This is a genomic window from Acinetobacter amyesii (assembly GCF_023499985.1).
Lineage (GTDB): Bacteria > Pseudomonadota > Gammaproteobacteria > Pseudomonadales > Moraxellaceae > Acinetobacter > Acinetobacter amyesii.
The window spans coordinates 262536-284680 of record NZ_JAMCOU010000013.1 but is presented as its reverse complement, the minus strand read 5'-3'; the positions used below and the strand labels follow the sequence as shown (position 1 = coordinate 284680).

15 protein-coding genes are annotated in these 22145 nt (G+C 40.4%); 6 read left to right on the top strand and 9 right to left on the bottom strand.

What is annotated here, in order from left to right; all coding sequences use genetic code 11:
- The first annotated feature begins 44 nt into the window (after positions 1 to 44).
- The 6 genes from M5F03_RS02850 (at position 45) to M5F03_RS02825 (ending at position 7170) form a co-directional block, all read left to right on the top strand.
- Entirely contained in the window at positions 45 to 1568 is a 1524-nt protein-coding gene (locus M5F03_RS02850) for a TolC family protein (RefSeq protein WP_249706806.1), read from the top strand.
- A complete protein-coding gene (locus tag M5F03_RS02845) occupies positions 1565 to 3691 on the top strand; it encodes a type I secretion system permease/ATPase (RefSeq protein WP_249706476.1) in 2127 nt (708 codons plus the stop codon). Before M5F03_RS02850 ends, M5F03_RS02845 begins: the two co-directional genes overlap by 4 nt.
- A 3-nt stretch (positions 3692 to 3694) precedes the next feature.
- The gene (locus M5F03_RS02840; protein ID WP_078193562.1) at positions 3695 to 4885 is read left to right on the top strand and encodes an HlyD family type I secretion periplasmic adaptor subunit; all 1191 of its coding nucleotides are present in this window, start codon (positions 3695 to 3697) and stop codon (positions 4883 to 4885) included.
- A 102-nt stretch (positions 4886 to 4987) separates the two neighbouring features.
- The gene (locus M5F03_RS02835; RefSeq protein ID WP_078193561.1) at positions 4988 to 5587 is read left to right on the top strand and encodes an IMPACT family protein; all 600 of its coding nucleotides are present in this window, start codon (positions 4988 to 4990) and stop codon (positions 5585 to 5587) included.
- Positions 5580 to 6197 carry an acyltransferase gene (locus M5F03_RS02830; RefSeq protein WP_078193560.1) on the top strand — a complete coding sequence of 206 codons (618 nt, stop codon included), beginning with the start codon at positions 5580 to 5582 and terminating at the stop codon, positions 6195 to 6197. Before M5F03_RS02835 ends, M5F03_RS02830 begins: the two co-directional genes overlap by 8 nt.
- Before the next feature lie 130 nt (positions 6198 to 6327).
- On the top strand, positions 6328 to 7170 hold the full coding sequence (locus tag M5F03_RS02825) for a universal stress protein (RefSeq protein WP_078193559.1): 843 nt from the start codon (positions 6328 to 6330) through the stop codon (positions 7168 to 7170).
- A 211-nt stretch (positions 7171 to 7381) separates the two neighbouring features.
- On the opposite strand, the gene M5F03_RS02820 is transcribed toward M5F03_RS02825, so the two are convergent.
- The 9 genes from M5F03_RS02820 to dnaE all read right to left on the bottom strand — a co-directional run bounded on the left by M5F03_RS02820 (position 7382) and on the right by dnaE (position 21796).
- Positions 7382 to 8047 (bottom strand): O-methyltransferase, encoded by a 666-nt coding sequence (locus tag M5F03_RS02820; RefSeq protein WP_180059073.1) that lies wholly within the window; start codon positions 8045 to 8047, stop codon positions 7382 to 7384.
- Positions 8048 to 8178: 131 nt separating this feature from the next.
- Positions 8179 to 8901: a D-Ala-D-Ala carboxypeptidase family metallohydrolase gene (locus tag M5F03_RS02815; protein WP_078188751.1), complete on the bottom strand. Its 723-nt coding sequence runs from the start codon at positions 8899 to 8901 to the stop codon at positions 8179 to 8181.
- A 138-nt stretch (positions 8902 to 9039) separates the two neighbouring features.
- Entirely contained in the window at positions 9040 to 9363 is a 324-nt protein-coding gene (gene fdxA, locus M5F03_RS02810) for a ferredoxin FdxA (RefSeq protein WP_004651686.1), read from the bottom strand.
- 386 nt (positions 9364 to 9749) lie between these two features.
- Positions 9750 to 12380: a DNA mismatch repair protein MutS gene (gene mutS, locus M5F03_RS02805; RefSeq protein WP_249706474.1), complete on the bottom strand. Its 2631-nt coding sequence runs from the start codon at positions 12378 to 12380 to the stop codon at positions 9750 to 9752.
- A 991-nt stretch (positions 12381 to 13371) separates the two neighbouring features.
- Positions 13372 to 15378: an esterase/lipase family protein gene (locus M5F03_RS02800; RefSeq protein WP_078193556.1), complete on the bottom strand. Its 2007-nt coding sequence runs from the start codon at positions 15376 to 15378 to the stop codon at positions 13372 to 13374.
- A 128-nt stretch (positions 15379 to 15506) separates the two neighbouring features.
- Positions 15507 to 16421 carry an ABUW_2363 family tetratricopeptide repeat lipoprotein gene (locus M5F03_RS02795; protein ID WP_078193555.1) on the bottom strand — a complete coding sequence of 305 codons (915 nt, stop codon included), beginning with the start codon at positions 16419 to 16421 and terminating at the stop codon, positions 15507 to 15509.
- A 106-nt stretch (positions 16422 to 16527) separates the two neighbouring features.
- A complete protein-coding gene (cysE, locus tag M5F03_RS02790) occupies positions 16528 to 17337 on the bottom strand; it encodes a serine O-acetyltransferase (RefSeq protein WP_111883774.1) in 810 nt (269 codons plus the stop codon).
- Positions 17330 to 18172 (bottom strand): RNA methyltransferase, encoded by an 843-nt coding sequence (locus tag M5F03_RS02785; RefSeq protein ID WP_078193553.1) that lies wholly within the window; start codon positions 18170 to 18172, stop codon positions 17330 to 17332. Before M5F03_RS02785 ends, cysE begins: the two co-directional genes overlap by 8 nt.
- 51 nt (positions 18173 to 18223) lie before the next feature.
- A complete protein-coding gene (dnaE, locus tag M5F03_RS02780; RefSeq protein WP_249706455.1) occupies positions 18224 to 21796 on the bottom strand; it encodes a DNA polymerase III subunit alpha in 3573 nt (1190 codons plus the stop codon).
- Positions 21797 to 22145: the final 349 nt, after the last annotated feature.

The window sequence follows — 22145 nt, the reverse complement described above, 5'->3', positions numbered from 1 at the left end:
TTAAACTAAAAATACGACCTGCAAAAATCATGCGATTACGAAAGATGAATGGTCCAGAAGTTGGGCGTCCGCGTAAAAATAAGTGCAATTTCTTTTGTATATTATTATTACCCTTTTCCATTGGTTCAGTGTATGCAGCAGATACCGGCACTGCACAAAGTACCATTCAAAAGACATTAGATAAGATTTTTTTACCTAATAAGCCGAAACCTTCTGCCGAAAAAATTAACATCACAGAACTCAGTAAATATAATTTAGATACCTCACGTGTCCAAGAAATGCCAGCCGTTGCTTATGGTCGAACGCAACAAGGCAGCTATAATCCAAACACAGTAGCGAAGAATCTAAGTTTTATTGATGCGATACATATCGCCGTCCAAAGACGTCCAGAAATCACACAAAGTATTGCTACAGTCGCATCGCAAAACGCCAATATTGACCTTGCGAATGCTGCATATTATCCCCAAATTTCAGGTGGATTAAGTACCGCAGATCTGACAAAAGGCGAGCGTGGACGTCAGTTGGTGTCTTTAAATGCGACGCAGATGTTATATGACTTTGGTAAAACCAAAAGTGCTGTCGGTATCGAAGAAGCAAAAATGTTACAAGAGCAGGCTAATGTACTTGTAAATTTAGATGAAGTTTCTTTTGATGTTGCAAATGCAATTATCAACATTAAACGATATCAAGAAGTGGCTAAAATTGCGCAGCAGCAAATTGCCGGTGTGAGTCGGATTGCTGAGATTGCTAATTTACGTGCAACCGCAGGGATCAGTAGTCAAGCAGACCCTATTCAAGCCAAGTCAAATTTAGAAGCTGCAGAATCAAATTTAATCGTGCAAGAAACTCAACTTCGACAGTATCAACAGCGACTTCGTACCTTGTTAGGTTTTGATGTAAGTCAGATCAATTGGGTGATACCCGATCGGATCTTAACTGCAGCGGCTTTATATGAGGATCCAGACTTCAAGATGATTCCGAGCATGATGCAAGCACAGGCTGGGGTTGAAATTGCCAAATTGCAAAAGCAACAGTCAAAATTAAGTGCTTATCCAACACTTAATGTCAAAGGCAGTCTAAGTCAGGCGGTAAATGGTCGTAATCCAAATAATGACGAAGATGATGGTTTATATAGTTCAATCATGTTGGAAGCGACCAGTAATTTTTACCAAGGTGGAGCAATCGCAGCGCAAACACGTGCCGCAAGCTATGCTGAAGAAGCAGCTAAAGCACAAGTGAATACAGTATATTTGGATGTGATTGATCAAGTCCGAATGATTCGAGAACAAATCGAAAATAAAAAGCGTCAAATGTCGATATTGGTGCAGCGTCGTGAAACAACTGTAAGAACTAAAGAACTGTATCAAGAACAATATAAATTAGGAACTCGAACGGTTGTCGATCTACTGAATGCAGAGCAAGCCATACATAGTGCCGCACAAGAAATTGTGACATCACAATATGATATCTACTCAGCACTTGCACAGTACATCCAAGTGACAGGGCGTTCACGAAATATTTATGAACTTAATAATATATCTATTCAGGGGTTTGAAGTTCAGCCATGAGTAATACAATAAATTATCAACCGTGGCTGCAAGCGGTTCTGAATATTGCAAAGCATTATCGAATTGAACCCTCTGAAGAACGTATACGGTTGCAGTTGGATTGGGATCAACACAAAAATGCCGATGAACTGGTTGCAGTCATGGCACGCCAAATTGGATTAAGTGTTCGAAAAAATAAATATGACATAAATCTGCTCAATCCATGGCGCTTACCGGTATTGGTTGAGTTTGTTAGTGGTGAAGTGGGTGTGGTAGAACGCATCGACGTAGACGGTAATGCCAGTGTTCAACTAAGCGGTGATGAAGGCCTATCTCAAGTCTTCTCTATTGAGCGATTAAGCCATGGCGTTCGCAATATTTATATTCTGCGTCCAGAGTCATCTGTACCCGATGCACGTGTTGATGAATACATCAAGCCGTTTGAAAAAAATTGGTTCTGGTCGATCGTTTTAAAAGACTGGAAACGCTACATCGACATTATGTTTGCTTCATTAATGGCGAATATTTTGGCTCTAGCCACTATTTTGTTCTCAATGAACGTGTACGACCGTGTTATTCCATCTCAATCTGTGCCGACCTTATGGGTACTCGCGGGTGGGGTGTTAATTGCGGCGATATTTGAGTTTGCATTACGCGTTTCACGAATTTATTTGTCGGATATTATTGGTAAACGTGCCGATTTGAAAATTTCCGATCGTGTATTTGGTCATGCATTAAGAATTAAAAATAACGAACGCTCAAAATCTACAGGTACTTTTATTTCACAGATTCGTGAATTAGAAGGTGTACGCGAAATGGTCACTTCGACGACTGTTACCGCCATTGCCGACTTACCGTTTTTCCTCTTGTTTCTGTTCATCTTCTGGTTAATTGGCGGCAATCTATTTTGGGTCATGCTGTTGGTGGTTCCTTTGATGATTATTCCAGGGATTTTGGCGCAAAAACCATTGGCTAAACTTGCACAAATGGGTATGCGCGAGTCTTCGATTCGTAATGCCTTATTGGTTGAATCTGTGCAAGGCATGGAAGATATCAAATTACTTCGTGCGGAATCACGCTTCCAAAACCAATGGAACCACATGAATGAAGTGTCTGCTGATGTCAGCATGCGTCAACGTAAAATCGTGGGCTTAATGTCGGCATGGACACAAAAAATTCAGGGTCTAACGTTTGCAATCGTCGTACTTGTCGGCTGTTTTGCTGTGATGAAAGGTGAAATGACTACAGGTGCTTTGGTTGCTTGTTCGATTTTGTCCTCACGAATGTTAGCACCGATTTCTGCATTGGCAGGGGTATTAGGTCGTTTACAACAGGCAAAAGTGGCGAAAGCCGGTCTTGATGAGCTCATGAAGAAACCTGTCGATCAACCGGATTATTCTCACCTTATTCATCGACCATCAATTAATGGTCATTATGAACTCAATGGTGTGTCATTTAAGTATGGTGAAGATGATCCACGTCCAAGTCTTTTAATTCCAAAACTGGAAATTAAGGCAGGAGAAAAGATCGCAATTTTGGGCCGTAACGGTGCTGGTAAGTCGACGCTACTCCAATTGTTATCGGGTATGCAAACGCCAGTACAAGGCAAAGTTAAATTAGATGGGATTGAACTGTCTTTAATCGACCCCGCAGATGTGCGTCGTGATATGGGGCTATTGAACCAAAATTCACAGTTATTCTACGGTACGATTCGTGAAAACTTGACCTTGGGTGCTCCGTTGGCTACGGATGAACAATTGATTGAAGTACTGAAAATTACGGGTGCAATTCACTTTGTTCAAGAGAAAAAAGAAGGGTTAGACCATATCATTTTAGAAGGTGGTGTAGGCTTCTCTGGCGGTCAACGCCAAGCCTTGCTGCTTGCACGCTTATTGATTCGTCAACCCAATATTCTATTGCTTGATGAACCTACAGCAGCGATTGATGACGTATCTGAGAAACAATTGATCGATCATTTAAAAGATTATTTACAAAACCGAACTATGGTGGTAGCAACACATCGCCGTGCGGTACTTGAGTTGGTTGACCGCATTATTGTGGTGAACGAAGGTAAAATTGTCATGGATGGGCCTCGTGATCAAATTCTGAATCAGAATGCTCAGAAAAAAGTAGCTGGGGCTTAAATCATGAGTGAAAATAAACAAGAAATACAACGCTCGACCAAAGTCAGCTTTAAAGAGCCACCATTACCAAAATCGAGTTTAATCATTTGGATTATTACGATTGGTCTGGCAATCCTTTTAGTTTGGGCTTGGTTATTTAAATTAGAAGAAGTCTCTACAGGGACAGGTAAAGTGATTCCATCTTCGAAAGAACAAATTGTTCAGTCGCTTGAGGGAGGTATTTTAACCAAGTTGAATGTGAAGGAAGGTCAAATTGTTGAACAAGGTCAAGTCCTTGCTCAACTCGATCCAACGCGTTTTGCATCAAATGTCGGTGAAACTGAGTCTTTACTTGTAGCATCACGTGCAACAGCAGCACGTTTACGTGCAGAAGTGAATGGTACGCCATTAACCTTTCCTGAAGATGTTCAAAAGATTCCAGCTTTAGTGAAGGAAGAAACAGCTTTATATCATTCACGTCGTGCAAACTTGGAAGAATCTGTTGCTGGTTTAAAACAGGCATTGGTGTTAGTTCAACAAGAATTGGCCATGACTGAGCCGCTCGTTGCTAAAGGGGCAGCAAGTGAAGTTGAAGTACTTCGTTTAAAGCGTTCAGCGAATGACTTACAAAATCAGTTAAATGATGTCCGTAACCAATATTTGGTAAAATCACGGGAAGAATTGTCGAAAGCCAATACTGATATTGAATCACAGCAACAAGTGGTGAAAGGCAAATCAGATACACTCAGCCGTACCGTTTTTAAATCTCCAGTTCGTGGTGTGGTCAAAGAGATTGATGTGATGACATTGGGCGGTGTGATTCCGCAAAATGGTAAATTGATGACCATTGTACCTTTGGATGAACAGCTTTTGGTAGAAGCACGTATTTCACCGCGAGATATTGCTTTTATTCGTCCGGGTCAAGAAGCCTTAGTGAAAATTACGGCATATGACTATTCGATCTATGGTGGTCTAAAAGGTAAAGTGACCGTCATTTCACCAGATACTTTACGTGATGAAGTGAAACAAGATCAGTTCTATTATCGTGTTTATATCCGTACAGATAGTGATAAATTAAGCAATAAAGAAGGTAAAAGTTTTAGTATCACTCCGGGTATGGTGGCGACAGTTGATATCCGTACCGGCTCGAAAACTGTACTTGAGTACTTAATCAAGCCATTCAATAAAGCAAAAGAAGCACTTCGCGAACGTTAATAGCGCAGTGCCAATCAAGCCTCCAGCATTGGGGGCTTTTTTGTGGATGTAAGTCTTTCAAAAAACGCTATAATATCCTTTGATACAGGATCTAAAGACGTTATGCCATTTACACTCGCCGCACAGTTTGAATATGAAGAAGACATTAAAAAAAGTCGTTTTCAAGCCATCGCAGTTCCTGTGGAAAATGAACAAGCCGTTAAAGAATTTCTCGAAGCCAATAAAGATATCTCAACAACACATCAGTGTTGGGCATGGAAAATTGGACATACCGTACGTTTTAATGATGATGGTGAGCCTTCAGGCACAGCAGGTCGGCCCATTCTAGCAACCATAGAAGGGAATGATCTGACCAACGTGTTGGTCTTGGTTAATCGTTGGTATGGCGGAATTAAGCTCGGGACAGGGGGATTGGTACGTGCCTATGGTGGCTGTGCAGGTCAATGCCTTTTACAAGCTGAAAAAATTGAACTTATTGAGAAGAAAAAAGTGCAATTTAGTTGTCAGTTTAATGAATGGGCAATTTTCCAATATGAACTCAATCAGCAGCAAATTGAATTTCAGGAAGAATATACAGCGCAGGGCGTAAATGTACTTGCATCATTGCAAATTCATCAAATCCAACCGCTACAGTTAAAGATTCAAGATGTAACTCGCGGACGTGAACAATTGCATATCGTTGAGGCTGCTGAAGATGAATGAACAAGATCCATTATTGAAATATCGAGAGCAACATAAGCATCGTCTAAATTATATGCCTTGGTTGTATTGGTCACTCAAACCGAAAAATCGTGGTTGGGCCGAAGCTTGGCAACAGGAATATCAAGACTATCTCAAATCGATGGAAACTGTTGAAATTGGTGAAAACTGTTTTATATCGCCCTTGGCTCATATTTTTGCCGAACCGGGACGTAAGATTGTTATTGGAGATAACAGCTTTATTGCGGCGGATTGCACTTTGCATGGCCCAATAGAAATAGGCAATGAAGTGGCGATCAATCATCACTGTATTTTAGATGGTGGGCGCGTGGGCATCAAAATTCATGATCAAGTTCGTATGGCGGCATATTGCCATTTATACGCTTTTGATCATGGAATGGATGCCAATCAACCGATCTATCAACAAGCTGTACGATCACAAGGGATTGAGATAGAGCGTGATGTTTGGTTAGGTACGCATGTTGGAATTAAGGATGGTATTCACATTGCTGAGCAGGCTGTAGTCGGCATGAACAGTATGGTGACGAAAAATGTTGAAGCGCGTGCAATCATTGCGGGAAATCCTGCAAAATTCATTCGATATCGTGAATAAATAATCGCCAAATACTTCATAAAAATTTTTTATGCTTACACAAATGCATGCACAGTGAAACAGAGTTGTGATAAGTTAAAAATAACAAACAACATTTTATAGCCAAGCAATAATAAAACGAGGGCTAATCATGAAACGAGTTATCGCCTGTATCGACTCTTCTCCATGCATTAATGCACTAGCTGATGCTGCTGCTTGGGTTGCTAAACAAACTCACCGTGAGTTGGTTTTACTGCAAATACTTGATTACTATCCGGCAAGTTATCACTTAGGTGAAATTAGCGGCGTGATTGGGTTTGAAAGTAATGCCATGCTCTTAAAAGAACTGGCGGAGTTAGAACAAAAACAAAGTGATTTAGCGCTAGATTATAGTAATAACTTGCTCAAACACATTTCTGAAATGATCCAAGATAAGCATGGGATTCAAACCACCCATATTCAGGAAAAGGGTGACTTCTTAGAGCAAAGTTTTAATATTTTGCAAGATGACGATATTGTTTTAATTGGTCGCGTTGGTGAACGTTCAGCAGAGCGTAATAAGCCGCTGGGTAGTAATGTTGAAAACTTTATTCGTGGTGCAAGTTGTACAGTTATGACCGTAGGACCAACGTTTAAACCACCGACTCGCTTTATTTTTGCCTATGAATATTCGCCTAAATGCGTTGAGTTAATGAAGCGTGTGGCACAAAGTGATCTACTCAAACTCTTACAATGTCATTTGGTTTATGTTGGAGATCACCCACAAATCTTGGATGATCCAAAAAATTATTTAACCAATGCCGGTCTCGATGTGGTGACAGAATACCGTTATGGCGATGTTTCGGAAAATATTCTGGACTATCAACAAGAGCATGGTATTCAGTTAATCGTACTTGGCGCTTTTAGCCACAGTAAAATCCATCAGTTCTTCTTGGGCAGTATCACTACCAGTATTTTCAGAAATTCCAGTGTTCCATTGTTGGTTGTAAAATAAGTTGAGCAAACGAACAGAGTTGATTTAATAGATGGACAATTACGAGTAAATAAATAATAAGTTGTTGATTTAAAAATAATCAGAGTTATCCTCAAAAATTGTGGATAACTCTGTGTGTAGTATTTGTAAGTAATTGTTTTTAAAATAAAATATTATATTGATTGTTTTTTATACCTTTATTCGAGGTGTTTAAAAAACACCTCGATTGAGATTATTTAACGATTGCAATTGCAAAACCGTCATGACCTTTGCAACCAACAGTTTGAAGTGCTGTGCAAGATAAAATTTTCGGATGATTTTGCATGGCTTTGAACATATCACGGATACCTTCAATGCTTGGTTTGTGGTTTTCAGCATTTAGAATCTCACCTGCACGAATTACATTGTCTAAAACTATCACTGTACCTGAATGAGATAAATTTAAACTTAATTCTAAATATTCAGGGTAGCTCTGTTTGTCTGCATCGACAAAAATAAAGTCAAAAGGTTCGGTATCTTCAGGAAGGGCACGTAAAATATCTGCCGCACGACCACATTTCAGTTCTATCGTTTGTGCAAGCTTTGCATTATCAATATTTTCTTGACCGAGGGCAGCATGTGTATCACGACCTTCAATGGTCAGAATGTAACCATCATTAGGTAAGGCACGTGCTAACCACATGGTGCTATAGGCTGCAAAAGTTCCAAGTTCTAAAACGCGTTTACACTTGTTCATTTGGATTAACATTTGAAGCAGCATGCCTTGATTAGCCGCTACAGCAAGATGATCAGGAAAGCCACGTTCATCCGTATGTTGAAGTGTTTGGGTCAATATTGGATCTTCAGGAATTAAATGTGAATCGATGTAAGCATCAATGTCTGTCCACATTTGTTGCATGTTGTCGCACCTCGTGATTGATGCAAGCATTTTAAACCTTTCCACCAACATCGCAATTTATTGTTCTATATTTGAATATTTTATGTACAAAAAAGCCCTCCGAAGAGTTCTTGATATGACGATGTAATGTTTTAGTAATTACACATTGAAGAGCGACTTGAGTGATCAGGTCCCCAAGTACGGTAGCCTTGAGTATCAATATGAATTTGTCCGCTGGCATATAAACCTAATCCCATATTGAGACTCTGCCCGTGTTGTGACCAAAATTGGCATAAACGGAACTTGGTATTTTCAATATAACTGTAGTCTTCGGGCTGCGGGTACGCAGGTCCAATACGGAAATCAATCGCCGAGTTATATAGGTGACGAGATGAACTTGCACCACCGGCACATTGGTTCAAAGGCAAATCACGATAAACCGAAGTCACTTCAAAGTCCGTTAAGATATTGGCCGCAACTAAATATTTAAAGACACGTAAGGTTGCAATTTGGTTTTGCCATAATTCACGGTTAGGCACCATATATTCTGAGCGACCACATTTTTGCCAATCACGTGCAGTACGCATCAGCTCAAATGAAGGAATGATATTGCCTACACCATTTTTCTCTAAAAAGACTTCATAGTCTCGAACGCGACGTAAATTATCAACAGACGCGACCCATGAGTTGTATGCATAAGGCACCACTTTAGGCGGGGCTTGTCTGATGGTCGTCACTTTTTCTTGAGGTATGTAAATACGTTTACCGTCGGGAGTTGTAATAGTGTGACCTTGTTTTTGTGGTGTAGTTGTACAACCAATGAAAACAAGAGGGAATATTGCAACGGACAATAATCCCTTGAGTAAATGCTTCATTATAGAAATCAATTATTTATAAACTCGTTCTATTTTAATCCAATTTTATTGAGAAAATTTGAATAATTTGCAATGAAATGTGTGCTTTAAGTATAAAAAAAGATCAGCATGTGCTGATCTTTTCATGAAAGCGTAAAATTACTTTTCAAGATATTGTAATTTATCAGCTTTACCGTTCCATTCTTCACGGTCGGCAGGTTGATCACCAATTTGAGTGATGTTCGGCCATTTTTGAGAAAGTTCAGTATTAAGTTCGATAAATACTTCTTGACCTTCAGGTAACTCATCTTCAGAGAAAATCGCGTTAGCTGGACACTCAGGTTCACATAGCGCACAGTCGATACATTCATCTGGATTAATAACAAGGAAGTTTGGACCTTCATAGAAACAGTCAACAGGGCAAACTTCTACGCAGTCTTGATATTTACATTTAATACAGTTTTCAGTGACAACAAAGGTCATGGCGACAGCTACCTAAAAAATATGGTTCTAATAAACTAATGGTGTATTTTAGGCAAAAAATAGGGTAACTAACAATTCCTTTTATTGATAATTATTATATGCAGTGCTGTTAAAATCACTAAAAACTGAACAATTTATGTAAATTTCACAATGAATGAGAATCATACTCAAAAACTGATTAAATTACATCTGTTTATCAAACAATATTTTTAATGTGTATTTTAAGCATGAAACATTTAACAACATTAATTTTTTATCAATTTATTGTTGAATAGCCGCAGTAGTAGATAGCAAATATTTACTAATTTACACATTTACATGGCGTCAATGCAAAGAACACCTTCATAGGTGTTCTTTGCATATCTCATCTATCGCTTCTGCTCAATTTAGATCTTAAGTAAATCCTTTAAGGCGTAAAGCTGTTGTAGTGCTTCGCGTGGACTTAAGTTATCTACATCTAAATCTGCTAAGGCATCAAGTACGGGCGATGTTTTTTCAACTTCCACCACGCGCTCAATGACTTCGGGCTCTGTGAGTGCCGAGAATAGATCGGTTTGTACAGCAGTATTGAGTTGCTGTTTTTGCTGAGTTTCTAATATACGAAGGCGATTTTGCGCTTCTTTGATCACTGCTGCGGGAATACCCGCAAGCTTTGCCACCTGTAGACCATGACTTTGACTCGCCGGGCCTTGTTGGACTTTATGTAATAGGATCAAGTTGCCATTTAGCTCACGAGCAGTTACATGATAGTTATCGATATTAGCGTCTTTGCCTAACTCGGTGAGCTCAAAATAATGCGTTGCAAATAGGCATAAACATTTAATGCGACGCGTGAGATCGAGCACACATGCCCACGCCAAAGATAAGCCATCATAGGTACTCGTACCACGTCCGACTTCATCCATCAGTACCAATGATTGATTGGTCGCATGATGTAGAATCTGTGAGGTTTCAGTCATTTCCACCATGAAGGTTGATTTGCCTGTAGACAAGTCGTCGGCAGATCCTATACGGGTAAATATCCGATCGATCGGCCCTAATACGGCAGATTGGGCAGGGACAAAGCTACCACAGTAGGCTAATAAGCTGATTAAGGCAGTTTGGCGCATAAAGGTCGATTTACCGCCCATATTTGGCCCTGTGATAATCGCCATGCGGTGATTAAAGTCCAAACTGGTATCATTTGGAGTAAATGCTGATTTGCTCAGAGATTCCACAACTGGGTGACGTCCGGCTTTGATTTTGATCCCAACTTCAGGGCTATATTCAGGACGTGACCAATTTCGTAATCGAGCTTGATGGGCAAAATTAGCCAGTAAATCAATTTGCGCTATAGCGGCGCTCATCATTTGTAAGTTGCCAATATCTGCACGTAATTCATCGAGTAATAGTTCAAAAAGCATTTTTTCGCGCGCTAATGCACGTGACTCACTTGAAAGCACCTTATCTTCAAAGGATTTCAGCTCAGGGGTAATGTAGCGTTCAGCATTTTTAAGGGTTTGGCGGCGTATATAATGATCAGGCGCTTGCTCAGCCTGCGCTCGAGTGAGTTCAATATAGTAGCCACTGACACGGTTATAGCCAATTTTTAAGGTTGAAATTCCGGTTTGTTCACGCTCTTTAATTTCAAGATCAATGAGGAATTGTCCTGCATGGTCACGAATTTTGCGTAGTTCATCAAGTTCAGTGTCGAAACCCTCAGCAATCACATTTCCATCACGTAAAAGCACTGGCGGGTTTTCTACGATGGCAGACATAAGACGCTCATGTAAGCCGTGAAAATCACCCATTTCATCATTTAACTGAGCGATCAGCTTAGATTGGTGTGACTGAATGATCGGTTCAAGTGCATGTCGAAGATAGGGAATTTGTGCACAAGTTTGACGTAACTGAACTAGGTCTCGTGGTCGAGCGCTGCCGAGCGCTACACGAGATAGCACACGTTCAATATCACCAATTTCTTTGAGAACTAAACGTATCGGAGACTCATGATAGCCTTGCAGCATCGCTTGTGAGGCATCTAAACGCGCATCCAATAAAGCGGTATCTCGTAAAGGCTGCATCAAGGTACGACTCAATAGGCGGCCGCCCATCGCAGTTTGGCAATCATTGATTAGTTGGAACAGGGAAGTGCCATGTTCAAATAGGGGATCAATCAGTTCTAAGTTACGACGAGTGACGGGGTCGAGCGCCACAAAATCACTACTTTGTTCGAGTTGAATGCTGCGGATATGTGGTAAAGCAGTTTTTTGAGTCACTTTTGCATAGTGAATCAAAGCCGCTGCGGCAGCTTTCGCCAAAGGTAAATGGTCAATACCAAAACCTGAAAGTGTGGCAACTGCAAATTGGTCACACAGCGTTTTTTGTGCGTTATTTAAATTGAAGTCGACGTTTGGACGCTTGGTAACAGGGCAGTCTAATTGACGTTTAATTTGTTCGACAATATTCGGATCAATAAGATCTTCATCAATCAAAATTTCGCTCGGCATTAAACGTGAAAGTTCGATTGCTAATTGTTCCAGCTGATAGTCCATTTGCTGAACTTTGAAAATACCTGCACTGAGGTCTAGTAAAGCAATCCCGATCTGATTTTGTTGTAAGCAGATCGCGACTAAATTTGAACTTTGATGAGAGGCAATTAGTGCATCATCCGTTAATGTCCCCGGGGTAATGATACGAACAATGCCGCGCTCAACTGGACCTTTACCTGATACCTCACCAATTTGCTCGCAGATCACCACCGTTTCCCCTTTTTTTACAAGGCGGGCTAAATAGCCTTCAGCTGCATGGTACGGGACACCAGCCATAGGAATAGGCTCACCATTGGCTTTACCACGATGTGTTAGTGTAATTCCTAAAAGTTTTGCTGCTTTATGCGCATCTTCAAAAAAGAGCTCATAAAAATCACCCATCCGATAAAACATCAGTGAATGCGGATTTTGCATTTTGACTGACATGTACTGTTGCATCATTGGGGTCAGCGTTGAAAGGTCAACTTTGGAATTATCAGCTTGCATGAAACGAAATACCTTAAAATAAAAATTTGTGCGCTGCTAAACGAAAAACACTGTTTTGATGAAAATTGGATTTAGAAAAAGTCCTTATATTTATATTGTCTCTTCGTTCAAAACCACAGGTGTACGTTAACAAATCGTGTTGCTGATTCTAGCAAAAAAAGTGACAGGAAAATGCCAGAAAAGGTTTGTCTGCATGTAAAAAAAGCAGTCAAAATATTATTTATAAACGCTAAAAAAGTCTGTGTGTAAATTCAACAATGGATAAATTAACAATGCGATAAACTGACTCAAACATCAAGCTGCGCTTCAGCCTGAGCTAATCGATATTGGTTGCGACCGCTACCTTTTGCAAGGTAAAGTGCACGATCGGCAGCCTATATAAATTTCTGAATTTGATCAGATTTGGATGGAATGATCGTTTCCGTACCGATGCTAATCTTCACAAATTTAGACATATGGCTGGCTGGATGTGGAAGTTCGAGTGATTAAATTCTGCGTAATAAATCGGCTGCCAAAGGTTCAATTTTCAGCTTCAGTTAACACCCTAAAGAGGAGTAAAAAACCTTCGCTGCCATAGTGTGCAGCTAACTCACCATTTCGATTGGTGATTTGAGACAAAACCTCACGGTAGAGCGGTTGATAAATGGATTATAAACTTGACGTAAAATATACTTAATTTTATATAGTTATGATTTAACCCCCAATTTCATCCAGATGAAGTGACTTTAAGCCTTATAATTTCATAATTCGATATGCTCATAAAATAATTAGGAAAAGCGCACAATATTTTGTCTTTATTTTACAATAATTTATCTCCAATATAAGGTTTATATAAAGTTTAACGAGTGCCTATGAGTTTTAAAATGATTAAAAAAAAAGCTTATATAGTAATTACGTGAATAATGGCATGTTCAAGTAAATGCAGAAATAAAAAAAACCAATCCTGAGATCGGTTTTAAAATATGTAGATCGATTTAAATGCTGTATTGCCTTATGGTTTATAGAGGCCAAGTTCAATCAAATGCAAACGTAATATACGGCGTAGTTCGAGTACAGCTTCAGGGGTTTCTTGAATCGAATGACCCCCTTTAATGATTTTTTCTGAAACAGCACCCTCTAGATGAGCACTAGTGTATGGTACAATATCATCCGTCATAATATTTTTATCTTGACTGTTGGTGTTATTTCCCATAATTGAATGAAACTTCAAACCCTTACGCGGCTGAATATCTTCAGTGAGCGCGATAAATTTTGATTGATGACTTAAGTCACTTGGTCCATTTTGGATCAAGCCATGGTCAATTTCACGAAATAAATCTTTCAGGTCTTCTTCTTGAGTTAACACATCACCCATAGCCGATAAAAAAGCTCCTGGGAGTTTAATAATTTTTCGAGCGGCTTTGGTAAACCAGCGATCTGCATATTCTGTACCACGATGAGGTGCAGCCAAAAAAATTGCACGGCTGAAATTAGGAATATCATCAATCACCATACGTTGCTTCACGACTGGAATATTTCGGTACTGATTTAATTGACGTGAATTCATCATTTTCAAAGCTGCTTGCGTGGTATCGGCTTGGCTGACCAGTAGTCGTGCAATAATGCCGCCCATACTATGACCGACTAGAACAGCATCTTTTTTAGCTGCGGCATTGGCGTCTACTTTGCTAAAGGTCTGAGTCAAAATGGAATAAATTTGGAAGCGGCTTTCAATAATCGGCATATTCGTTGAATAGAAGACTTGCCACACTTGATAATGTTCACGTAGCACTGAATCGCCCATAATATCGTTAGTCAGACGAATCCATGCTTCAGGGCTGCTAGCAAGACCATGTACCAAGACGATAACTTTCTTGTCAGGATTATATGGTTCAAGCATGTAGAGATGCGGCATCGTCAGTTTTTCATCTCGGTCAATCAGTGATAAATAAGCTGCCTTACCCAAGTTATTTTGTGCTAACCAAAGACCATATGGAGCAGAAAAATTGGCAGCAAGCGCATAGTTTTTATTGGCAATATTGACCTGTTCATACTTATACGGGTCGTAAGCTTTAATTTGAAACTCATGTTGATTCAAAATTTGATCAACTGTAGTTGCAGCGCTTAGTGGTTCAGCCGTTAAGGTTGCAGCTAAATAGCGCGCTTGATGGATATTAGGATTTGAACCAGACGGATATTTAAAATCAATCGGATTGATAATATATTTGGCTTTGCCTGTTTCAATCGTATGTTCTTCGGGTAAAACCACAAGAAATTCGGAGCCAAAACCATCTCGACGGGTAATTGAACGTAAACCTGAGAAGTTAAGATTATAGGTTGACATCAATTGTTCAATTTTACGATTTTTGAGTTCTGGGTAGTGGCTGAAGTCTATGTGATAGGTGGTTTGTCCGACTTTAATCTGTTGGGTGACTTCTTGCGGCTTATAACGTAGTGCATAGCTGCTAACCAATTTGGCAATCCCTTGATTATAGAAATCACGGATTTGAACTTGACGGTTATCAAAAATACGATCAGCAGGCGCACGTTTGGTTTTAAACATGTACGCATAGCTATAGCGAATACTTTTATCGAGAAGTATCAATTGTTGATCTAAGCACTTATTATAAGTGTCTTGTTCAATTTTTTGTTTTTCTTCAGATTTGTGACTACTGAGCACACCTAACTTGCAGGCTGAAGAAGATTCATATTCTATAGCTTTAGCTAAATATAATTCACTTGCTGTAGAAAGTAATTGTTCATCTTGAATCTGAGGAATTTGTTGTAACTCATCAACACAGGCTTTCGGGTCTTCTGTGCAGGCTTTGGCTTCCCGACCTGTCATCGACAAGACATTTAAACTGGCTTCGCTAAGTTTGTTTCGAGAAATAATACTTTCACGTTCATTGGCAATCGAAACATTGAGTTTTTGATTTTTGACACTGACGACCTGACATCCACTCAGTACGCTTGTACTTATGATTCCAAGGAGCAGTATTTTTTTAATATTTTGCTGCATAAAGAGGCCGCGCATAAGGTTAAGTATTTTCAAATCATACGATAATTGTCAGGATTTTCAATTCACCTTAAATGAAAAAAGACCGTTAGAACGGTCTTTTTTCAAAAGAATTTTTTAAATCGTCAGATTTAAGACGCAGCTTTAGGTGGATTTAAAACTTGCCAAACATTCCAGCGACCTTGCTTTTCAATTTCTTGAATTAAACGATCAGCAACTTCTGCTTCTTGTGGATATTTAACTTTATAGTTCTTTAAAACCTGAATGGCGTTCTTTTTTTGTTCCATGGCAATATAGTTATTTGCTGCAGAAAGATACGCTTCTTGAACACCGGCTTTCATTGCTTTGTCTAAGTATGGAATCGCTTCACGTTGACCACCACCTTCAGATAAACCAAAACCGAACCAGAAGTTTGCTTCTGCATCATCTTGGTTGATTTTTAAAATACGTTGTGCGTAAGTTAATGATTTAGTTGTGTACACAGAACCCAAATCAAGGTTACGTGCCATCACACTGGCTTTAAATGCACGAACTAAAATATCAAAAGAAGCGTTGTCTTTAGACGCAAGCGTATCTAATTTTTGCGTTACTTCCTTGAGTTTAAGCTCAAACCCTTTGCGTTCTTGGCGTTGAACAAAACGTGGTGGATAGTGACGTGCTTTACCTTCAACAAGCTGTAAGAAATCATCAATTTCAGTAATGTCAATTTCATTGTCACCTGCTAAAGCAGCAAATTTCATCGAACGTTCTTTGCTGTCAACAGTGGGGATAATCAGGCGGTTTTCTTCAAGGGTTAATTGCTTGGATGGGTCGGTTGGGCTAGTTACCACCATCTTAGTCACAGGCTGTGCTGCAGCTTTTTGTAAATTTAATTCAAAAGGAGGTGGTGCATCGTAGTTAAATGGGTTGAGTGCGTAGAAAGGTGGAGTCAGTTCAGGCTCTACAAAAATCATGGCATCTTTAGGAGCATTATTTTTAGTTGGGGCGCTTCCACAAGCGGCAAGGGTTAAAGCAATACAAGCAACTGCCAAGGGCTTAAGCGTCATATTATTCATCCATTAAATTTATTTTATACAAAAAAGCATGTTGGTCAGTCTAAAAAAACTCTGAACAACATGCAAGTTAAAGGCAACTTATTCTGATTGCTTTTGGTTAAGCCTTAGATTGACTACTTTGAGCTTCGCATTCGCGGCGCACATCTTCAATGATTTTAAGTTCTTCCTGACTAAAAGGTTGTTCATTAAGCTGTTGCTTTTTGAACGTTGGGTCAAGGAGAGACAAACGCTGACACAAATTATTCATACGTTTTTCATTGTGCTGAATACGATCTAACAATACACGCATACCTTCTAACATCGGGTCAGTTTGGTCTTGGGTTGCAGCATAAGGCTGGAAACCAATACTTTCTGCATAGTCGCGACGACGTGTTTCCGCTTCATCTTTTGGTTTATCTTTGGTGATAAAGCGTGCTGGATTGCCCACAGCAGTAGTATTTGCAGGAACTTCTTTAGTCACGACGGCATTTGAACCGACTTTGGCATTTTTACCCACCGTAAATGGGCCCAAGATCTTTGCACCAGCGCCAACCACTACGCCATCTTCCAAAGTTGGGTGACGTTTGCCTTTGTTCCAAGTCGTGCCCCCTAAGGTCACACCATGGTAGAGGGTGACATCATCACCAATTTCAGCTGTTTCACCAATCACCACACCCATACCGTGGTCAATGAAGAAACGACGACCGATTTTCGCACCCGGATGAATCTCAATGCCTGTGGCAAAGCGGCTAAAAGAAGACAATAAGCGGGCTGAGCCTTTACACTCTTTTTTCCAAAGTTCATGTGCCATACGATGCATGATTAAGGCATGAATTCCTGGATAAGTCGTTAAGACTTCGAGCGTATTTCGTGCAGCAGGATCGCGCGCGAATACAGCCTGTATATCTTCTTTGAGCTGCTTAAGCATTAGATTGATCCTCATTGTCTGTAGATTTTTTCCATGTTCCGTTATTTAATGCCTGTACTCGGCTAAAGATGCCACGTAATAAGTGGTATTCCATACGATCTAATTGTATACGTCCAAATAGGCGACGCAAGCGTAAAGGTAATAATCTTGGATTTTTTGGATCCATAAATTCAATCTCTGCCAGCATTTTTTCAATATGCGGGTAGAACTGTTCCATCATTTCATGGGTCACCAAAGGTTCGTCCCATTCCATATCGATGTCATCGGTAACATGCATATTAGCATCAGGATTTGCAGTTAACTCGGTATGTGCAAGGGCAGCCATACGCATTTCATAGCAAATGACTTGAATCGCTTGGGCAACGTTTAAGACGCCATATTCAGTATTCACTGGAATAGTGACATGGTAGTTGGCCATTGCCAATTCTTCATTGGTCAAACCACGGTCTTCACGGCCAAACACCACGGCAATTTCTTGCTGTTGTTCACAGACCGCTTTGAGAGACATTTCGGCAGCAGGGCGAGCGTCGAGTAATGGCCATGGGATGGTACGACTACGCGCACTAGTACCAAAGACAATATGACAATCTTTAATGGCATCTTCTAGTGATTCAACGATTTCAATTTGATCAATTAAATCGACAGCACCGGCAGCTAAGGCATTAATGTCCGGATGCGGGTAAGTCTTCGGTGCAACTAAGACTAACTTTGAAAGTCCCATGGTTTTCATGGCACGTAATGCACTACCAATATTTGCGGGTAATGTTGTATTCACCATGACAATACGCACATGGGAGAGATGTGCTGAAACCGCAGCATTGTCAGTTTGATTCATGATATTTCCAATATGTTTATTTAAAAAAGCAGTTCAAACAGCGTTTAAACTTTAAGAAAATTGATTGGTTTCTGCTTGGTATAAATCCATGGCATCATCCATGCTCATCCCATCTGGCGGTGGCGGAACCTGCGCAGGAATAGAGGCTTGTTCATAACTTACCGCTTTGGCAGCTTTGGATTTGACATGATATTCGATATGCAAAGATTCTTTGCCGAAGTAGTCACGCAGCTTAGACAGTAATTCATCTAGTGGGGCAACTTTCCAGTTTAAGCCCAAATGAATGTCGGCCGTCGCATATGGATAGTCTATATATAACTGCACAGGGATATGCGTACACATATCGACATTGCAAAAAGGCAGTAAAATATTTTGGATGTCGCGTGATAGCGTTTTACTAAAATGTTCAGGTGTTAATTTAATTTGAATGGCATTGGCACGTTTTTGACGGATTTCATTCAAACTGAAGGCCTTAGTTAAGCGACCCATTGGCCGATCAAAACCTTCACGTTCGTAAATTTCACCTTCAATGACCACCACTTTTTCGTTTTGAATCACATCTTTGAAGCGGTTAAAACGTTCATGATTCGCAGACACTTCAATACGTGCAGTACCATCATCGAGCGTCACCATCATGCGGTTCGGGAAGTTGGCAATATCGACGACTAGGCCTGCAAATACTGTAGTGACACCACGTCGTGTAGGCGTAAGCTCATTAATGCGCTGTGAAATAAAGGCTTTTAGCTCTGATCGATACACATCGATCGGATGACCTGTTAGATAAAGCCCAAGAGTATCTTTTTCACCTTTAAGACGAACTTCATCTGACCACGGTTTAACAGGTTTAGAAGGTTTACGCTGAACTTCTTCAACTTCACCAAATAAATCCATCATCCCTGTTTCGCGGTTTGTACGGGCTTGGTCAGCCGCTTGTACAGCTTCTGGCAATTGCGCCATCAAGTCAGCGCGTTCTAATCCTAAACAATCCAATGCACCACCACGAATCAACGCTTCAAGCGTGCGCTTATTGATTTTTTTTAGGTCAATACGATGGCAGAAGTCAAACAGATCTTTATATGGGCCATCTTGGATACGTGAGTCAATCACAGACTGCATGGCAGCTTCACCGACACCCTTGATCGCACCTAAACCATAGACGATGGTTTTTGGATCGCTGGCATGGAAATTATATAAAGACATATTGACCGAAGGTGGCAAGACTTCAAGACCATTAATACGACAGTCATCGATCAAGAACACCACGTTATCGGTATTCTGCATTTCCGAGGTCATCACTGCTGACATAAATTCAGCAGGGAAATGTGCTTTTAACCAAGCGGTTTGATATGCAACAAGGGCATAGGCTGCGGCATGGGATTTGTTAAAACCATAGCCTGCGAATTTTTCCATATAATCGAAGATATGGTTGGCCGTATCTGCATCAATACCTTTGGTTGCAGCACCTTCAGTAAAGATTTGACGGTGCTTAATCATTTCTTCGACTTTCTTTTTACCCATGGCACGACGAAGTAAATCCGCGCCACCCAAGCTATAGCCAGCACAGAACTGCGCTGCCTGCATTACCTGTTCCTGATACACCATAATGCCGTATGTCGGTTCAAGGACACTTTCTAGTAATGGATGTAAGTATTCAAACTCGCCACCATGCATACGGTAAATAAAGTCAGGAATCAGATCCATCGGGCCTGGACGATATAAAGACACGAAAGCAATAATTTCTTCGAACTTACTTGGACGTGCCTCTTTCAGCATTTTTTTCATGCCGACGGATTCAAACTGGAAGACTGCTGTGGTGTTTGCTTCTGCGAACACAGCATAGGCAGGTTTGTCATCCAAAGGAATTAAGGAAATATCGACAGGTGTAGTGATATCTGGACGGGCATTAATGTGCTTAATGGCATCTTCGATTACCGTTAAGTTACGTAAGCCCAAGAAGTCGAATTTAACTAGACCTGCAGCTTCCACATCGTCTTTATCGAATTGGGCTACACGGTTAGTTCCATCTGCATCACACAGTACAGCGGAATAGTCGGTTAACTTGGTTGGTGCAATTACCACACCACCGGCGTGTTTACCTGTATTACGGGTAATGCCTTCAAGTTTGAGTGCCATTTCCCAAATTTCGGCTGCATCGTCGTTATCAGGATTTGATGGGTTGGTGACAATATCTTTTAGCTGTGGTTCGGCCTCAATGGATTCTTCCAAACTTAAACCTAAAGGCTTGGTCGGAATCATTTTAGAAATACGGTCAGCCAAACCATAAGATTTACCCAAGACACGGGCTACGTCACGAATTGCACCTTTTGCCGCCATGGTACCGAAAGTTGCAATCTGAGAGACCGCATCTCGACCATAAGTGCGTGCAACATAGTCAATAACACGGTCACGACCTGCAATACAGAAATCGACGTCAAAGTCGGGCATCGATACACGTTCTGGGTTTAAGAAACGCTCGAACAGTAGGTCATAACGCAGTGGATCAAGGTCGGTAATTTTTAAACTATAAGCAACCAATGAACCTGCACCCGAACCACGGCCTGGACCAACAGGGACGCCATTACCTTTAGACCATTGAATGAAGTCCATGACAATCAGGAAGTAACCTGGGAATTGCATGGTCAGGATGATCCCGACTTCATAAGCCAAACGTTCATCATAAGGCTTACGAATTTCTGGCCAGTCGTCACCACGTTGTTCGACAGGGTACAAATGCGCTAAACGTTCTTCTAAACCTTCTTTTGATAAATGTTCAAAATAGGTGTCAATTGTATGACCTTCAGGAATTGGATAATCGGGAAGGTCATGGAAGCCTAAACGTAATGACACATTACACCGTCGCGCAATGTGATAGGTATTTTCTATAGCCGTTGGAATGTCTGCAAACAGCTCCGTCATTTCCTCGGCAGTTTTAAAATACTGTTCAGGACTGTAATTTTTAGGGCGACGATTGTCACCGAGGACATAGCCATCGGCAATACAAACGCGTGCTTCATGTGCCTCGAAATCTTCTTTACGTATAAAATGCACATCGTTATGAGCAACTACACCAATGTTAAATTTCTTCGCAAGTTTTACTGCTTCGTGAATAAAGTCTTCTTCACCCGAGCGCTCAGTTCGTGTAATCGCTAGATAAACACGATTGCCAAATTTTTCGACCCATTCAGCTAACAGTGGTTCAGCTTTTTGCGGGTTGGAAGAGCAAAGCATTTTGCCGACATCACTTTGCATACCCAGTAAAACTATCAAGTCTTGGTGTTGATTTAAAATCCAATCTTTTTTTACGCAAGGAATATCAAGCTGTTGACCTGAAATATAACCTTCAGAAACCAACTCTGTTAGACTGCGCCAACCTTTATTGGTCATCGCTAGAAGAGTAGCTTTGTGTTCAGCATCATTCAAACGAATGGTTGAACCAAATATGGGTTTAATGCCTTTATCTAAGCACTTTTTATAGAATTTTACAGCAGCATGTAGATTTGAAAGGTCAGTAATGGCCAGAGCGGGCATTTCATCTGCAGCTGCAGCTTTTACAAGATCAGGTATACGTACAATAGATTCAGTAATGGAAAATTCTGTAAAAATACCAAGATGTACAAAGTGCATAGATGAGTCCCTGCGAAAACAGCTGCTGATTTTAGCATGCTCTGAGATCAAACTTGCGTTTATTGCATGGCTTTATGCAGATTTATAAATTCACTGTTTAATCAATAAACGCTGTATGACAAGCACCATTTAGCAAGCAATACCTTGATTAACTAAAAAGGCAGTTAATTTGCCATTTTTAAAGTTGAAGGCTAGATTGCCAATATAGGGTAAATCATAATTTTGCGGCTCTTTCAGCACGGATTTGGCATGAGTAGGTGAGAGTAAAATCACGTAAGTAACTTCATTTGGATTGGCTAATTTTGCACTTTTGGGGAAGTCTTTTACAAATTGTTGGAAGTTATATTGG

Excerpts from the sequence above, each read along its gene's own strand:
- M5F03_RS02825 (WP_078193559.1), top strand. The coding sequence starts at position 6,328 with ATGAAACGAGTTATCGCCTGTATCGACTCTTCTCCATGCATTAATGCA.
- M5F03_RS02795 (WP_078193555.1), bottom strand. The coding sequence starts at position 16,421 with ATGACGCTTAAGCCCTTGGCAGTTGCTTGTATTGCTTTAACCCTTGCC.
- M5F03_RS02815 (WP_078188751.1), bottom strand. The coding sequence starts at position 8,901 with ATGAAGCATTTACTCAAGGGATTATTGTCCGTTGCAATATTCCCTCTT.
- mutS (WP_249706474.1), bottom strand. The coding sequence starts at position 12,380 with ATGCAAGCTGATAATTCCAAAGTTGACCTTTCAACGCTGACCCCAATG.
- M5F03_RS02850 (WP_249706806.1), top strand. The coding sequence starts at position 45 with ATGAATGGTCCAGAAGTTGGGCGTCCGCGTAAAAATAAGTGCAATTTC.
- cysE (WP_111883774.1), bottom strand. The coding sequence starts at position 17,337 with ATGCTTAAGCAGCTCAAAGAAGATATACAGGCTGTATTCGCGCGCGAT.
- M5F03_RS02830 (WP_078193560.1), top strand. The coding sequence starts at position 5,580 with ATGAATGAACAAGATCCATTATTGAAATATCGAGAGCAACATAAGCAT.
- M5F03_RS02845 (WP_249706476.1), top strand. The coding sequence starts at position 1,565 with ATGAGTAATACAATAAATTATCAACCGTGGCTGCAAGCGGTTCTGAAT.
- fdxA (WP_004651686.1), bottom strand. The coding sequence starts at position 9,363 with ATGACCTTTGTTGTCACTGAAAACTGTATTAAATGTAAATATCAAGAC.
- M5F03_RS02820 (WP_180059073.1), bottom strand. The coding sequence starts at position 8,047 with ATGCAACAAATGTGGACAGACATTGATGCTTACATCGATTCACATTTA.
- M5F03_RS02840 (WP_078193562.1), top strand. The coding sequence starts at position 3,695 with ATGAGTGAAAATAAACAAGAAATACAACGCTCGACCAAAGTCAGCTTT.
- M5F03_RS02835 (WP_078193561.1), top strand. The coding sequence starts at position 4,988 with ATGCCATTTACACTCGCCGCACAGTTTGAATATGAAGAAGACATTAAA.
- M5F03_RS02785 (WP_078193553.1), bottom strand. The coding sequence starts at position 18,172 with ATGAATCAAACTGACAATGCTGCGGTTTCAGCACATCTCTCCCATGTG.
- dnaE (WP_249706455.1), bottom strand. The coding sequence starts at position 21,796 with ATGCACTTTGTACATCTTGGTATTTTTACAGAATTTTCCATTACTGAA.
- M5F03_RS02800 (WP_078193556.1), bottom strand. The coding sequence starts at position 15,378 with ATGCAGCAAAATATTAAAAAAATACTGCTCCTTGGAATCATAAGTACA.